Raw genomic sequence first — 13,850 nt, 5'->3', positions numbered from 1 at the left:
CGGGATAGCGCCCACCGTCTGTCCTCAAATCGGGAAGCGGATCAGCCGATGAAGTCGGCGTATTCGTCTTCGTCCATGTAGTCGTCCAGCGCGGCCAGATCGTCGATCTTCATCTTGAAGAACCACGCATCGCCCATCGGGTCCTCGTTCACAAGCGCGGGCTTGTCGACCAGCTTGGTGTTCACCTCGACAATCTCGCCATCCAGCGGGGCCAGAATATCCGATGCGGCCTTGACGCTTTCGATCACGCAGACCTCGTCGCCCTCGGCCACCATCGTTTCGGTCTCGGGCAGTTCCACAAACACCACATCGCCGAGTTGCGTGGCCGCATGTTCGGTGATGCCGACGACGACCAGATCGCCCTCGACGCGCAACCATTCGTGTTCCTTGGTGTATTTCATCGCTTTGCCTCAGCGTTTGTAGGTGGTGGGTTGGAAAGGTAGGGGCGTGACGGTGACGGGCAGGCGTTTGCCGCGCACCTCGCCTTCAAGCGCGGTGCCGGGGGCGGCGTGGCTGGCCGCGACATAGCCCATCGCGACGGGGGCCTGCACCGAGGGGCCGAAGCCGCCCGAGGTGACCTCTCCGAGCGGGGTGCCATCGGGGGCAAAGAGGGGCGTGCCTTCGCGCATGGGGGCGCGGGTTTGCGGCAAGAGGCCCACGCGCAGCCGTTCCGGCCCCTCGGCCAGTTCGTGCAGTATCCGCTCGGCCCCCGGAAAGCCGCCCGCGCGCACCCCGCCCGCACGGCGCGATTTCTGGATCGCCCATGTCAGACCGGCCTCGACCGGGGTGGTTCCGGTGTCGATGTCATGGCCGTAAAGGCACAGCCCCGCCTCGAGCCGCAGGGAATCGCGCGCGCCAAGCCCGATGGGCATGACGCCGGGGCTGCCCAGAAGCGTGCGGGCAAAATCGGCGGCCCCCGCCTCGGGGACCGAGATTTCGAACCCGTCCTCGCCGGTATAGCCCGAGCGGCTGACCCACATCGGCCCGAACAGGGTGTCGAACACCCGCACATCCATGAAGCGCATTTCGGCCACGCCCGGCACCCATGCGGCCAGCGCCTCTTCGGCCCCCGGCCCTTGCAGCGCCAGCAGCGCGCGGTCGGTGATGTGCCGCACCTCGGCCACCGCCGACAGGTGCTTTTGCATATGGGCGACATCCGCCTCTTTGCAGGCGGCGTTGACCACCACGAAGAGATGGTCGCCGCGATTGGCGAACATCAGGTCATCGAGAATGCCGCCGGTTTCGTTGGTGAACAGGCCATAGCGCTGCCGCCCTTCGGCCAGCCCTGCCACGTCGACCGGCATCAGCGATTCAAAGGCTGCCACCAGTGCCGCCATGTCGCCCTTGGGCCGCAGGATCACCTGCCCCATGTGCGAGACATCGAACAGGCCGGCGGCGCGGCGGGTGTGCTGATGTTCGGCCATCACGCCCGCCGGATATTGCACCGGCATTTCATAGCCCGCGAATGGCACCATCTTGCCGCCGAGCGCGACATGCAGATCGTGCAGGGCCAGTTTCTTCAGGCCAACAGTGTTCTGGTCGGTCATTCCGCCCCCTCATCTTCCGCCGGACAGCAGATTCCGGCACCGTTCGGACAGACTGATCCCTGCCCTGCGATGCCCCCTCTGTCCTTGCCCCTGCCTTGCGGCAGCGGGGCGCCTGAGATCGTTATCCCTTCGGCGGGCCGCACCCGAACGGGGGTGGCCACTCTCCAGAGTTCCGGTGTCAAGAACGGTCCCTTGTGCCTGAGAGTTTACCGGGGCGGTTGCTCCTTCGGCACCGGTGCGGCGCGAGCGCCGATCCGGATTCTCCCGAACCTGACAAGACGGGTCTAGCCCGCCCCCGTATCCGCTGGCAAGGGGGAAAAGCGAAAGCGACCCATCGCCATGCAAAAGCGACGATATCTGCCCGCAAAACCCGCAGACGCCCTGCCCCGCGACAGAAGGATTGACAGGTGGCGCGACTTATGACACCGATGTCATGACACCGATGTCATAGCCGGAATCGGCAGGGATGGCGGGCCTGGAGGGGGAAAGATGTCGACGATCTATGATGTCGCGCGGCGTGCGGGGGTTTCGCCGAAAACCGTCAGCCGGGTACTGAACGGCGACGGCCCTGTCGGGGACAAGACCAAGGAAGCCGTCGAGAAGGCGATGCGCGAACTGGGATATGTGCGGTCCAACGCCGCGCGGATGATGCGGGCGCAGAAATCGGGAATCATCGGGCTGATCACCGGAGCGATCTCGACCAAGAACCAGCCCAGCACCCAGCAGGGCCTGCCCGATCTGTTCATCGTGCAGGGCATCCAGCGGGCGCTGGAGCCTTCGGGCATGACGGTGATGATCGCCGACACCACGGGGCGCAAGGACCGCGTGCCGCATCTGATCGATACCTTCCTGTCGCACCGCGTCGAGGGGTTGATCTATGTGGCCGAATACCATCAGGAGGTGAACCTTCCCGCCCTGCCCGACGACACGCCCCTCGTTCTGGCCAACTGTTTCGATGCGCACGGAACGGCGGCGGTGCTGCCCGATGATCGTCGCCTTCAGGCCGATCTGGTGCGCCGCCTGATCGCGGCGGGGCATCGGCGGATTGCCTTCCTGTCCCTGCGCCCCGACATGCCCGCAGGCCAGTTGCGCCCCTTGGGCTATCGGGATGCGCTGGCCGAGGCGGGGCTGCCGTTTGACCCCGATCTGCTGGACCATGTCGATTTCGACCAGCCCGGCATCGGGCCGGAACTCTTGTGGGATACGATCGACCGCATGTTGCGCCTTGCCGCGCCGCCCACGGTGCTGTGCTGCGGCAATGACCAGATGGCGATGGCGGTCTACGGCATCCTGCGTTCGATGGGCCGCAAGGTGCCGGACGAATTGGGGGTGGCGGGGTTCGACAATTACCGTGCCATTGCCGAGACGCTCTACCCGCCGCTGACGACGGTGGACCTGCCCTATAACGCGCTCGGCGCGCGGGCGGGGCAGCGACTGCTGGACCTGATTTCCGGCAAGGGACGCAGCGAGCCGAACCCTGTGCTTGTGGCGGGGCCTGTGCACTGGCGCGGGTCGGTCAACGAGGTGCAGCCGGAAAATGTCTTTACTTTCAGAAACCTGAGGGAGGAAAAGGAATGAAGGTATTCACGTTCGCGGCCTCTGCCGCCATACTGGCCTGGGCTTCGGCCGCACAGGCGCAGACCACCCTGACGATGTGGTATCACGGCGCGGGGAATGAGGTCGAAAGCAAGATCATCAACCAGATCATCGCCGATTTCAACGCAAGCCAGAGCGAATGGAAGGTCGAATTGCAGAGCTTTCCGCAGGCAGCCTACAACGACTCGGTCGTGGCGGGCGCGCTGGCGGGCAACCTGCCCGACATTCTGGACGTCGACGGCCCTGTGATGCCGAACTGGGCCTGGGCGGGTTACATGCAGCCCCTGACCATCGACGAATCGAAGATTGCCGATTTCCTGCCCGGCACCAAGGGCGTGTGGAACGGTCAGCTTTACTCCATCGGGCTGTGGGATGCGGCGGTCGCGCTGGTGACGCGCCAGTCTTATCTGGACGAGCTGGGCCTGCGCACCCCCACGCTGGAGCAGCCGTGGACGAAGGATGAGTTCATGGCGGCGCTCGATGCGGCCAAGGCCTCGGGCAAGTTCGAATATGCCTTCGATCCGGGCATGGCCTGGACGGGGGAATGGTATCCCTATGCCTTCTCGCCCTTCCTGCAATCCTTCGGCGGCGATATCGTGGACCGCTCCACCTACAAGACCGCCGAAGGCGCGCTGAACGGCGATGCCGCGATGGCGTTCGGGGAATGGTGGCAGGGTCTATTCACCAATGGCTACGCACCCGCGACGCAAGACCCGGCCGATCGTGATGGCGGCTTTGCGGCTGGCAAATACGCGTTTTCGTGGAACGGCAACTGGGCGGCGCTGAACACGCTGCAACAGTTCCCCGACACCGTGTTCCTGCCTGCGCCCGATTTCGGCAATGGCCCCAAGATCGGTGCCGCCTCGTGGCAGTTCGGGGTTTCGGCGCGGTCCCAGCACCCCGAAGGCGCAGCGGCCTTTATCGAATTCGCGTTGCAGGATCAGTATCTGGCCGACTTCTCGAACGGGATCGGCCTGATCCCGCCGACCCCGACCGCCGCGGCGATGACCGAGCATTACAAGCCGGGCGGTGCGATGGCGGGCTTCTTCGAGTTGTCGGCGCAGCAGGCGCTCGTGCGGCCTGTGACGCCGGGCTATGTGGTGCAGGCGAAGGTCTTTGAAAAGGCGCTGGCCGATATCGCCAACGGGGCCGATGTGGCCGACACGCTTGACGCCGCGGCGGACGAGATCACCGCCGATATCGAAAAGAACGGCGGCTACGGCCACTGACGACGGCTTCGGCCCCTGCGGGGGCCGGTGGTTCCTCCCGGAACCCGGGCGGGCGGGTCCTGACCCGCCCGTGCCTTCCCGAACAGCGCCCAAGGCGAGGCTTTCATGGCATCGAAGTTCACTGTCTCCAATCGGACGGGCTGGCTGATGGCAGGCCCCGCAATCCTGCTGATCGCGGGTTTCGTGATCCTGCCGTTCTTTCTGGCCATCGGATTGTCATTTTCAAACCAGCGGCTTGTCTCGCCCAACCCGACCGAGTTCGTCGGGCTGAGCAATTACCGGCAACTTCTGGATCTGGCGACGCTGCGGCTGGAGCCGTTGCGGGACGAGGCGGGGCAAGTGGTGATGGCCGATGGCGGGCCGCAATATCCAGCGGTGCGCAGTCTGACCCGCAACAACCCCGACCGCCCCGACCTTGCGGGGATGCGCGAATGGTTCAGTTTCTCGACCGGCGGCGAGAGCAGGACGGTGGTTCTGGCGCGGGACGTGGTGTTCATGAAGGCCATCGTGAACACTTTCATCTTCGTGATCGTGGTCGCCCCCGTGCAGGCCGGACTGGCGCTGTGCCTTGCGCTGCTCATCAACCAGCGCCTGCGCGGCATCAACATCTTTCGCGCCATCTATTTCATGCCGGTCGTGGTTTCGATCGTGGTCGTCTCGCTGCTGTGGCGGCTGATCTATGACGGGCAGTCGGGGCTTTTGAACAACCTTCTGGATGCGATCAGCTTTGGCATGATCCCCCCCGTCAACTGGCTGGGCAACCCCTCGACTGCGCTGGGCGCGATCATGGCGATGTCGATCTGGCAGGCGGTGGGCTTTCACATGGTGATCTGGCTGTCGGGCCTGCAGACCATCAGCCCCACGCTTTACGAGGCCGCTGCCATCGAGGGCGCGTCCAAATGGCAGGTCTTTCGCTATGTCACATGGCCGGGGCTGCGCAACACCGCCGTTCTGGTCCTGATCGTCATCACCATGCAGGCTTTCGGGCTGTTCGCGCAGATCGACGTGATGACGAATGGCGGCCCCCTGGACAGCACCCAGACCATCGTCTTTCAGGCCATCGAACGCGGCTATGGCAAGCAGGACATTTCCGGCGGCTCGGCGATTTCGGTGATCCTCTTCGTGATCGTGCTGTCGATTTCACTCACCCAACGCTGGCTTACACGGGAGAAACCCTGATGGCCGTCATTTCATCCGACAATCGCGGGCTGCGGCTGGCCGTGCGCTATGCCGTGCTGATCCTGATCGCGCTGATCTTTGTCTTTCCGCTGGTGTTCATGGTGATGTCCAGCCTGAAGCCGAGCCAGCAACTGCTGCAGGACAGCGCCAACCTGCGCGCCTTCCTGCCGGTCGGGGATATCTCGCTGAACAATTACTTCGCCGCCTTCCAGCGCGCACCGGTGGCGACCTTCGTGTTCAACTCGGTGCTGGTGACAGGGGTCACGGTGCTGTTTTCGCTGCTGGTCTGTTCCGCCGCCGGCTTCGCCTTTGTGTTCGTGAAGTGGAAGGGGCGCGAGACGCTGCTGGCCATCCTGCTGGCCACGCTGATCCTGCCCTTCGAGACCATCGCCATCCCGATGCTGCTGATGGTCGCGCATCTGCCGTGGCTGGGGGTCGACGGGCTGACATGGGGCTGGCTGAACAGCTACCGCGTGCAGATCATCCCCTTCATCGCGGACGGGCTGACGGTGTTCCTGTTCGTGCAGTATTTCAAGGACCTGCCCGGCGAGTTGATCGAGGCGGCGCGGGTGGAAGGCGCAAGCTGGGGCCAGATCTACCGCAAGATCGTGATGCCGCTCTCCGGCCCGATCCTTGCGACGGCGGCGATCCTGAAGTTCCTTGTGATGTATAACCAATATCTCTGGCCGCTCATGGTCACGCAGGAAGAAGGCTACCGCCCTGTCATGGTGGGCCTGCAATACTTCTTCCAGCTCAACGTCGCATGGGGCGAAGTGATGGCCTACCTGAGCCTGATCACCGTGCCCGTGCTTGCCTTTTACCTTTACCTGCAAAGAGCCTTCATCGCGTCGATCGCCTCGACCGGTGTCAAGGGCTAGAGGAGACAGACATGCCCTTCAAACATTCCGAACTCTGGTTCTGGGACAGCTGGTATGCCAAGGACGGCGACACATGGCACGGCTATTTCCTGCAAGCGCCGAAATCGCTGGTCGACCCTGACGCGCGCCACCTGAACGCAACGCAGCGGCATGCGGTGTCGAAAGATCTGGTGAACTGGACCGACCTTGGCACCACCTTCGAGCCGCAGCGGAACGGCGCGGCATGGGATGACAGCACCACATGGACAGGCTCGGTCGTGCAGGATGATGCGGGGCTGTGGCACCTGTTCTACACCGGCACCCAAAAATCCGAAGCCTCGCTCTATCAGCGCATCGGCCATGCGACATCGACCGACCTGCACAACTGGACGCGGGTGGGCAATGGCCTTGCGCTGGACCTGACCGGGCCGAATGCGGACTGCTATGAAAAGGACCATGCCATCGGCCACTGGCATGACCGCGCGATGCGCGACCCTTGGGTCATGCGCGACCCGGGTGGCGCGGGCTGGCTGATGTACTTCACCGCCCGCGTGCCGGGGGTGCAGGAACCGAATGCCGGTGGCGCGGTCGGCTTTGCCACCTCGCCCGACCTGATGACATGGACGCTGCAACCGCCCGTGTTCCACGGCGGCTTCGGCCAGCTCGAGGTGCCGCAGGTGTTTCAGGCGGGCAGGCACTGGTATTGCCTGTTCTGCACCTCGTCCTTCCACTGGTCCGAGCAATACCGCCGCGACAACCCCGAGCCGCCCGTGACCGGCTCGCATTACCTGATCGCCGACCATCCGCGCGGGCCGTGGCGCATTGCGCCGGGCGGCTTCCTTGATGGCGCGGAACCCTGCCGCCGCTATGCGGCCCGCATCGTCGACGGGCCGCAGGGTCTTGTGATCCTCGGCTTTTCCGATGGCGGCAAGGAGGTGTTCGGCGGCTATGTGATGGACCCCGAGCCGGTGACGGTGGGGGCAGACGGGCTGCTGCAGGTGGCACCGATGGCGCAGGCGGCGGAGTAGGTCATGGCGCGGATATCGCTCAAGGATGTCAGGAAAAGCTACGGCACCGCGCATGTCATCAAGGGTGTCGACATCGAGATCGAGGATGGCGAATTCTGCGTCTTCGTCGGCCCGTCGGGCTGCGGAAAATCCACCCTGCTGCGCATGATCGCGGGGCTGGAGGATATCACCGCGGGCAGCCTGTCCATCGGCGGGCGCGAGGTCAACGACCTGCCCCCCGCCGAGCGGGGCGTGGCGATGGTCTTCCAGTCCTACGCCATCTTCCCGCATATGACGGTGCGCGAGAATGTGGCCTTCGGGCTGACCATCGCGGGCGCGTCCAAGGCCGAAAAGGAGGCCAAGGTGGCCGAGGCCGCGCGCATCCTGCAGATGGAGCATCTGCTGGACCGCCGCCCGAGCCAGCTTTCCGGCGGGCAGCGCCAGCGCGTCGCCATCGGCCGCGCCATCGTGCGCAAGCCCAAGGTGTTCCTGTTCGACGAGCCGCTGTCGAACCTTGATGCCGCGCTGCGCATGGACATGCGGATGGAGATCGGCAAGCTGCACCAGCAGCTAGGCGCCACGATGATCTATGTCACCCATGATCAGGTCGAGGCCATGACGCTCGCCGACAAGATCGTGGTGCTCAAGGACGGGCAGGTGATGCAGATCGGCTCGCCGATGGACCTCTATCACAATCCGGCCAACCTCTTCGTCGCGGGCTTTCTCGGTGCGCCGTCGATGAACTTCCTGAAGGTGACGGTGCAGGGGGTGAATGGCCCCACGGCACTCGTGGCCAACACCGCGCTGGACAGGGTGGAGGTGCCGACCGGCGGCAGGCACTTTGCGGTCGGCGATACGGCGCTTCTGGGGCTGCGCCCGCAATACCTCGGGGTGTCAGAGGGGCCGGGCCGGTTGCACGGTCAGGTCGCGCTCACCGAGCGGCTGGGGGCCGAGACGGTGGTGGAGGTCACGCTCAAAGACGCAAGCCCGCTGATCGCCGCCCTCTCCTATGATGCGGTGCTGCCGCTCGGCGCGCCGGTCGCCCTCGATTTCGACCCGACCCGCGCGCATCTGTTCCCCGCGCCCTGACCGGACCGGCGCGGCGGGTGCCGAGGCTTATCCCCTGCGGGCCGGCAGGGGCGCCGCCGCCTGCCGGTCCACCACGCGGAAGACCAGCCACAGCGACACGATCCCGAAGATCACCCCGCCGACGCCCTGCCCGATCAGCACGCCCTCGGCCCCCCAGATGCCGGAAAACCACAGCGCGAAAGGCACCGTGCCAAGCGTATGCCGCCCCCAGTTGAGCAGGGTCGACAGGAAGGGCCGGCCAAGGTTGTTGCAGGCCGCGTTGGAAATGAACAGCAGCCCGTTGAAGAAGAAGAGCAGGCACAGCGGCCCGCAGAACAGGAACACCAGATCGCGGGTCAGCCCTTCGGCATGGAACAGATCGGCAATCGGCCCGCGCAAGACGAACAGCACCAGCGTCACAAGGCTGATCACCACGGCGGTGAAGATCACCGCATCCCAGATCGCGCGGCGCACCCGGTCCAGTCGCCCCGCCCCGGCGTTCTGCCCGACGATGGGGCCGATGGCCCCGGCCAGTGCAAAGATCACCCCCAGCGCCACCGGCGTCAGCCGCCCGGTGATCGCCATGCCCGCCACCGCCGCCTCGCCATAGGGCGCGATCAGCCGCGTGACGAAGGCCTGCCCGACCGGAGTTGCCACCTGCGTCAGCACCGCAGGCCCCGCGATGCCCGCCATCGCGCGCCCGTCAATGGCAAGTTCGGCCCCGGTCACACGGGCAAAGCCGCCGCAATGCCGCCACAGGGGCCAGATCGCCATCGCCGCCACCACAAGGCGCGACAGGTTGGCCGCCCAGGCTGCCCCGCTCAGCCCCCAGCCAAGCCCGAAGATCAGGATCGGATCGGCAATCGCCAGCGCCACCGCCCCCCAGACCGTCACCATCATCGACCGCCGCGCATCGCCGTGGCTGCGCAGCACGCCCGCGCCGGTGATGCCCAGCATCAGCAGGGGCTGGCCCAGCATCGACAGGCTCAGGTAATGCACCGTCGCCTCTGCCGTGGCCCCCCGCGCGCCCAGCAGATCGACGATCGGCCCCAGCACCGCCCAGACCGCGGCGGTGAACACGATCCCCAGCGCCAGCGCCAGCAGCAGCCCGTTGGTCGCCCGCCGCCGCGCCAGCGCCGCCTCGCGCTGCCCCAGCGCCCGCGCCACCACGGCCGAGACCGCGATCGACAGACCGATCCCGAAACTGGTGGTGAAGAACAGGACCGCCCCGGCATAGCCCACCGCCGCCGTGGCCACGGGGTCCTGCAGCCATGAAATGTAGAGAATGTTGATCAGATCGACACTGAAGATCGCCATCAGCCCGACCGAGGATGTCAGCGACATCACCACGACATGGCGCATCAGGCTGCCGGTCACAAAGCGCGGGGCCGGTCCACGCACCGCCTCTGCCGGTGCTTCTGTCGCGCTGCTCATGCTTCCGACACCCGCCGCTTTCATCTGTTCACAAATATCCTCGGGGGGTCCGGGGGGCAGACAGCCCCCCGGCGGGTTCAGCGGGCGGACCGGCGGACCATCGCCCCCCCGGCATCAGCCGATCACAGGCTGGGGCGCTTTTCCAGCAGGGGCAGCACATCGGCCATTTCCGGCCCATGCTCTTGCCCGGTCAGCGCCTTGCGCAGCGGCATGAACAGGCCCTTGCCCTTGCGGCCCGTCGCCTCTTTCACCGCCGCCGTCCACTGGCCCCAGGTCTCGCGGGTCCAGGGCTGCGGCGGCAGCAGGTCCAGCGCCTGTGCCACGAAATCGCGGTCCTCGTCGGCCACCAGCGGCGTCGCGCCGTCGCGGAACAGCGTCCACCAGCCTTCCAGATCGGCGAGCACGGTGATGTTGCCGCGCGCGACCGACCAGAAGCCTTCGGCCTTTTCCGCCGGCACGCCCAGCGCGGCGATGCGGTCCTGCACCGCGGCAAAGGGCAGGCCCTGCACATAATGGCGGGTCAGCGGGAACAGGTCTTCGGCGTCGAATTTGGTCGGGGCCGAGCCGAAGCTGCCGACATCGAAGCCCTCGATCAGCTCGTCCATCGAACCGACCAGTTCCACCGGCTTCGACGCCCCCAGCCGCGCCATCAGGCTCAGCAGCGCCAGCGGCTCCACGCCGCGCGCGCGCAGATCGCGCAAGGACAGGGTGCCGAGGCGCTTGGACAGTTCCTCGCCCTTCGCACCCGTCAGCAGCGAATGGTGGGCAAAGCTGGGCGGGGTGCCGCCCATCGCTTCCATGATCTGGATCTGCGTCGCGGTGTTGGTCACATGGTCGGCCCCGCGCACGATGAAGCTGACGCCCATGTCGATGTCATCGACCGAGGAGGCGAAGGTATAGAGCACCTGCCCGTCGGCGCGGATCAGCACCGGATCGGACACCGAGGCCGCATCGATCGACACCGGGCCGAGGATGCCATCGGTCCATTCGATGCGGTTCTGGTTGAGCAAAAAGCGCCAGTAGCCGTCGCGCCCCTCGGCCCGCAGCCTCGCCTTTTCCTCGTCGGAGAGGGTCAGCCCCGCGCGGTCATAGACCGGCGGCTTGCCCATGTTCAGCTGTTTCTTGCGCTTGAGGTCGAGTTCGACCGGCGACTCGAACACCTCGTAGAACCGGCCCTTGGCCTTGAGGTCTTCGGCGGCCTCGCGGTAGCGGTCCATCCGCAGCGACTGCTTTTCCACCCGGTCCCAGTGCAGGCCCAGCCATTCCAGATCGGCCATGATGGCATCGGCATATTCCTGCTTGGACCGTTCCTGATCGGTGTCATCCAGCCGCAAGATGAACTGGCCGCCGGACTTGCGGGCGATCATGTAGTTCATCAGCGCGGTGCGCAGATTGCCGACATGGATATAGCCGGTCGGCGACGGGGCAAAGCGGGTAATGGTGGGGCGGGTCATCGGGCATCTCCTGCAACCGCTTCTCCCTGTCACAGCGCCCGTGGATTGTCCAGTTTGCGCAAGGTGGCCCCTGCGCCGCGCGGCTTTGCACGGCGGTGTCGGCGGGGCTCTTTTTCCAGCCTGCGCCGCCCCCTATATTGCGGCAATGACCCAGACCCCGCCCGGCGCCATCGCCCCCGACCTTGCCCTGATCGAGCAGCTTGCGCAGGACGCCATCGCGGGCCTGCCTGGCCCCTATCGCGCAGCCGCCACGCAGGTGCGCCTGCGGGTCGAGGATTTTGCCCCGGACGAGATCCTGCAATCGCTCGACATCGACGATCCGTTCGAACTGACGGGGCTTTACGAAGGGATTCCGCTCACCGAGAAATCCTTCAGCGACCAGCCGGTGCAACCCGATGTCATCTGGCTGTTCCGCCGCCCCATGCTGGATGAATGGCTGGACCGGGGGGATGTGTCCTTGCAGGACATGGTGACCCATGTTCTGGTGCATGAACTGGCGCATCATTTCGGCTGGAGCGATGAGGACATCGCCCGCGTCGATCCGTGGTGGGAATAGCGGGCGACGGTTTGCGCACAGATCTTTGCGCGCGAATGCACAGCAGATGACGGGTCCGTGACTGGAGGCGGCAGGCGACGGGGCTACCCTTGCGTCATTCAACCACAGGAGGACACCGATGACGATGCCCGCACTGACCCGCCGTTCGGCGCTGTTTGCCGCCGCCGCCCTGCCCCTTGCGCCTGCACTCATGCCGCGCATGGCCCATGCCAGCGCCGAGATGATGGGTGCCGCGACCCCCGGCTTCAACCGCTTCAAGCTGGGCGGGTTCGAGGTGACGACCCTGCTCGGGGGCAGCCGCGCGATGGACAATCCGCAGGAAACCTTCGGCATGAACGCCAGCCCCGAAGAATTTGCCGCGCTGTCCGAGGCCAATTTCATCCCTGCCGACCGCAGCCAGAACTTCTTCACCCCGACCGTGGTGAACACCGGCTCCGAACTCGTGCTGTTTGACACGGGGCTGGCCGCCGAGGGCATCGTCGCCGCGCTGGCCGCTGCGGGCTACACGCCCGATCAGGTGGATGTGGTGGTGCTGACGCATATGCATGGCGACCATATCGGCGGTATCGCGGGCGATGCCGGGGTGACCTTCCCCAATGCGCGCTATGTGACGGGCGCGGTCGAGCACAATCACTGGATGACAGCCGGCAACGAAGGATTTGATACCAAGGTGGCCCCGCTGGCAGAGCAGACCACGATGCTGGACGATGGCGGCGCGGTGGTGTCCGGCATCACCGCGATGGCCGCCTTCGGCCACAGCCCCGGCCATATGGCCTATATGCTGGAAAGCGAGGGCCAGCGGCTGGCAATCACGGCGGACGCTGCCAACCATTACGTCTGGTCGCTGCAAAAGCCCGATTGGGAGGTGCGCTTTGACATGGACAAGGCCGCCGCCGCCGCAACCCGCCGCGCGCTGTTCGGCATGCTGGCCGCTGACCGCGTGCCCTTTGTCGGCTATCACATGCCCTTCCCCGGCGTCGGCTATGTCGAGGCGATGGATGACGGTTTCCGCTATGTGCCGACGAGCTATCAGATGATGCTGAACGGCTGAGCCTGCGTAGGGTGCGTGACCCTTGGTCACGCACCCTACAACGCGGCACCGGACGGATTCGGGTGCCAGAGCGGGGCGCGTGCAGTCGGGGGCGGGATCACCCGCCCCTTTTGCACATCAGCCCTTGAGCTTGGCGGCGATTTCCACCGTGCGGCGGGCCTGATGGCCGATCGAGGCCTTCGCCTTGTCGTCGAACTCTGCCCCTTGGGTATGGCTGTAGCCATAGGGGTTGCCGCCCGTCGCGAACAGCGCCTGATCGGTGTAGCCGGGGGCAACGATGACCGAGCCCCAATGCATGAAGGTGGTGTAGAGGCCCAGAATCGTCGCCTCTTGCCCGCCATGCGCGTTCTGCGCCGAGGTCATCGCGCTGACGGCCTTGTTGGCGAGCTTGCCCGTGAACCACTGGCCGCCCAGCGTGTCGATGAAGGCGCGCAGCTGGCTTGGCGCGCCGCCGAAGCGGGTGGGGGCCGAGAAGATATAGGCATCGGCCCATTCCATGTCTTCCGGGGTGGCGGCGGGAATGGCGGCGGCCTTTTCGACCTGCGCTTTCCACGCATCCTGGCCGTTCACCACCTCGGCGGGGGCGGTTTCGGCGATGCGCAGCAGCTTGACCTCGGCGCCGGCAGCGCGGGCGGCCTCGGCGGCGATTTCGGCCATCTGATGGTTGGTGCCATAGGTGGAGTAGAACAGGATCGCGACTTTGACAGACATGGAAACCCTCCGGGGTGTGAATGACATGATGGAAGCTAGAGCTGCGCATAGCTTGGGGAAATTCCAAGATAATGCGCAGGTTTCGTGCGAAAACGCACCGATGCCCCTGCGCCGCCGCAGGGTGACGCGGGCGCTTTGCCTGCGGGAGTTTGGGCGCTAAC

General features: G+C 65.7%; 13 protein-coding genes and 1 riboswitch. Of the genes, 8 read left to right on the top strand and 5 right to left on the bottom strand.

Going from position 1 to position 13,850, the window contains the following annotated elements; genetic code table 11:
• Positions 1–41: 41 nt before the first annotated feature.
• Both gcvH and gcvT read right to left on the bottom strand, forming a co-directional pair.
• Positions 42–401 (bottom strand): glycine cleavage system protein GcvH, encoded by a 360-nt coding sequence (gene gcvH, locus G3572_RS12585; RefSeq protein WP_164612303.1) that lies wholly within the window; start codon positions 399–401, stop codon positions 42–44.
• A gap of 9 nt (positions 402–410) precedes the next feature.
• On the bottom strand, positions 411–1,547 hold the full coding sequence (gene gcvT, locus G3572_RS12580; RefSeq protein ID WP_164612301.1) for a glycine cleavage system aminomethyltransferase GcvT: 1,137 nt from the start codon (positions 1,545–1,547) through the stop codon (positions 411–413).
• A gap of 175 nt (positions 1,548–1,722) precedes the next feature.
• Positions 1,723–1,824: riboswitch (glycine riboswitch) on the bottom strand.
• Positions 1,825–2,036: 212 nt separating this feature from the next.
• Here gcvT and G3572_RS12575 point away from each other — a divergent pair.
• The 6 genes from G3572_RS12575 to G3572_RS12550 all read left to right on the top strand — a co-directional run bounded on the left by G3572_RS12575 (position 2,037) and on the right by G3572_RS12550 (position 8,504).
• Positions 2,037–3,125 carry a LacI family DNA-binding transcriptional regulator gene (locus G3572_RS12575; protein ID WP_164612299.1) on the top strand — a complete coding sequence of 363 codons (1,089 nt, stop codon included), beginning with the start codon at positions 2,037–2,039 and terminating at the stop codon, positions 3,123–3,125.
• Positions 3,122–4,372: an extracellular solute-binding protein gene (locus tag G3572_RS12570; protein ID WP_164612297.1), complete on the top strand. Its 1,251-nt coding sequence runs from the start codon at positions 3,122–3,124 to the stop codon at positions 4,370–4,372. The genes G3572_RS12575 and G3572_RS12570 overlap by 4 nt, the downstream gene beginning before the upstream one ends.
• A 105-nt stretch (positions 4,373–4,477) precedes the next feature.
• A complete protein-coding gene (locus tag G3572_RS12565) occupies positions 4,478–5,551 on the top strand; it encodes a carbohydrate ABC transporter permease (RefSeq protein ID WP_164612295.1) in 1,074 nt (357 codons plus the stop codon).
• Positions 5,551–6,429 (top strand): carbohydrate ABC transporter permease, encoded by an 879-nt coding sequence (locus G3572_RS12560; RefSeq protein ID WP_164612293.1) that lies wholly within the window; start codon positions 5,551–5,553, stop codon positions 6,427–6,429. Before G3572_RS12565 ends, G3572_RS12560 begins: the two co-directional genes overlap by 1 nt.
• 11 nt (positions 6,430–6,440) lie before the next feature.
• The gene (locus tag G3572_RS12555; protein WP_164612291.1) at positions 6,441–7,436 is read left to right on the top strand and encodes a glycoside hydrolase family protein; all 996 of its coding nucleotides are present in this window, start codon (positions 6,441–6,443) and stop codon (positions 7,434–7,436) included.
• A 3-nt stretch (positions 7,437–7,439) separates the two neighbouring features.
• Positions 7,440–8,504: an ABC transporter ATP-binding protein gene (locus G3572_RS12550; protein WP_164612288.1), complete on the top strand. Its 1,065-nt coding sequence runs from the start codon at positions 7,440–7,442 to the stop codon at positions 8,502–8,504.
• A 27-nt stretch (positions 8,505–8,531) separates the two neighbouring features.
• Here the strand turns inward: G3572_RS12550 and G3572_RS12545 are convergent, their stop codons facing one another.
• Together G3572_RS12545 and gltX are read right to left on the bottom strand one after the other, a co-directional pair.
• Positions 8,532–9,917 (bottom strand): MATE family efflux transporter, encoded by a 1,386-nt coding sequence (locus tag G3572_RS12545; protein WP_164612286.1) that lies wholly within the window; start codon positions 9,915–9,917, stop codon positions 8,532–8,534.
• A gap of 122 nt (positions 9,918–10,039) precedes the next feature.
• Entirely contained in the window at positions 10,040–11,371 is a 1,332-nt protein-coding gene (gene gltX / locus G3572_RS12540; RefSeq protein ID WP_164612284.1) for a glutamate--tRNA ligase, read from the bottom strand.
• Between the two features lie 145 nt (positions 11,372–11,516).
• On the opposite strand from gltX, the gene G3572_RS12535 reads away from it, so the two are divergent.
• Together G3572_RS12535 and G3572_RS12530 are read left to right on the top strand one after the other, a co-directional pair.
• The gene (locus tag G3572_RS12535; RefSeq protein WP_164612282.1) at positions 11,517–11,927 is read left to right on the top strand and encodes a metallopeptidase family protein; all 411 of its coding nucleotides are present in this window, start codon (positions 11,517–11,519) and stop codon (positions 11,925–11,927) included.
• 118 nt (positions 11,928–12,045) lie between these two features.
• A complete protein-coding gene (locus G3572_RS12530; protein ID WP_164612280.1) occupies positions 12,046–12,978 on the top strand; it encodes an MBL fold metallo-hydrolase in 933 nt (310 codons plus the stop codon).
• 117 nt (positions 12,979–13,095) lie between these two features.
• Here G3572_RS12530 and wrbA read toward each other — a convergent pair whose 3' ends face one another.
• On the bottom strand, positions 13,096–13,689 hold the full coding sequence (gene wrbA, locus G3572_RS12525; protein ID WP_164612279.1) for an NAD(P)H:quinone oxidoreductase: 594 nt from the start codon (positions 13,687–13,689) through the stop codon (positions 13,096–13,098).
• Between the last annotated feature and the right edge of the window lie 161 nt (positions 13,690–13,850).

Origin of the sequence: Pseudotabrizicola algicola, from assembly GCF_010915705.1 — a bacterium.
Lineage (GTDB): Bacteria > Pseudomonadota > Alphaproteobacteria > Rhodobacterales > Rhodobacteraceae > Pseudotabrizicola > Pseudotabrizicola algicola.
The sequence above is the reverse complement of the archived record's forward strand: the minus strand, read 5'-3'. Positions and strand labels throughout refer to the sequence as shown.

Bases quoted from the DNA above. Each gene is read 5' to 3' on its own strand.
- gcvH (WP_164612303.1), bottom strand. From the start codon at position 401: ATGAAATACACCAAGGAACACGAATGGTTGCGCGTCGAGGGCGATCTG.
- gcvT (WP_164612301.1), bottom strand. From the start codon at position 1,547: ATGACCGACCAGAACACTGTTGGCCTGAAGAAACTGGCCCTGCACGAT.
- G3572_RS12575 (WP_164612299.1), top strand. From the start codon at position 2,037: ATGTCGACGATCTATGATGTCGCGCGGCGTGCGGGGGTTTCGCCGAAA.
- G3572_RS12570 (WP_164612297.1), top strand. From the start codon at position 3,122: ATGAAGGTATTCACGTTCGCGGCCTCTGCCGCCATACTGGCCTGGGCT.
- G3572_RS12565 (WP_164612295.1), top strand. From the start codon at position 4,478: ATGGCATCGAAGTTCACTGTCTCCAATCGGACGGGCTGGCTGATGGCA.
- G3572_RS12560 (WP_164612293.1), top strand. From the start codon at position 5,551: ATGGCCGTCATTTCATCCGACAATCGCGGGCTGCGGCTGGCCGTGCGC.
- G3572_RS12555 (WP_164612291.1), top strand. From the start codon at position 6,441: ATGCCCTTCAAACATTCCGAACTCTGGTTCTGGGACAGCTGGTATGCC.
- G3572_RS12550 (WP_164612288.1), top strand. From the start codon at position 7,440: ATGGCGCGGATATCGCTCAAGGATGTCAGGAAAAGCTACGGCACCGCG.
- G3572_RS12545 (WP_164612286.1), bottom strand. From the start codon at position 9,917: ATGAGCAGCGCGACAGAAGCACCGGCAGAGGCGGTGCGTGGACCGGCC.
- gltX (WP_164612284.1), bottom strand. From the start codon at position 11,371: ATGACCCGCCCCACCATTACCCGCTTTGCCCCGTCGCCGACCGGCTAT.
- G3572_RS12535 (WP_164612282.1), top strand. From the start codon at position 11,517: ATGACCCAGACCCCGCCCGGCGCCATCGCCCCCGACCTTGCCCTGATC.
- G3572_RS12530 (WP_164612280.1), top strand. From the start codon at position 12,046: ATGACGATGCCCGCACTGACCCGCCGTTCGGCGCTGTTTGCCGCCGCC.
- wrbA (WP_164612279.1), bottom strand. From the start codon at position 13,689: ATGTCTGTCAAAGTCGCGATCCTGTTCTACTCCACCTATGGCACCAAC.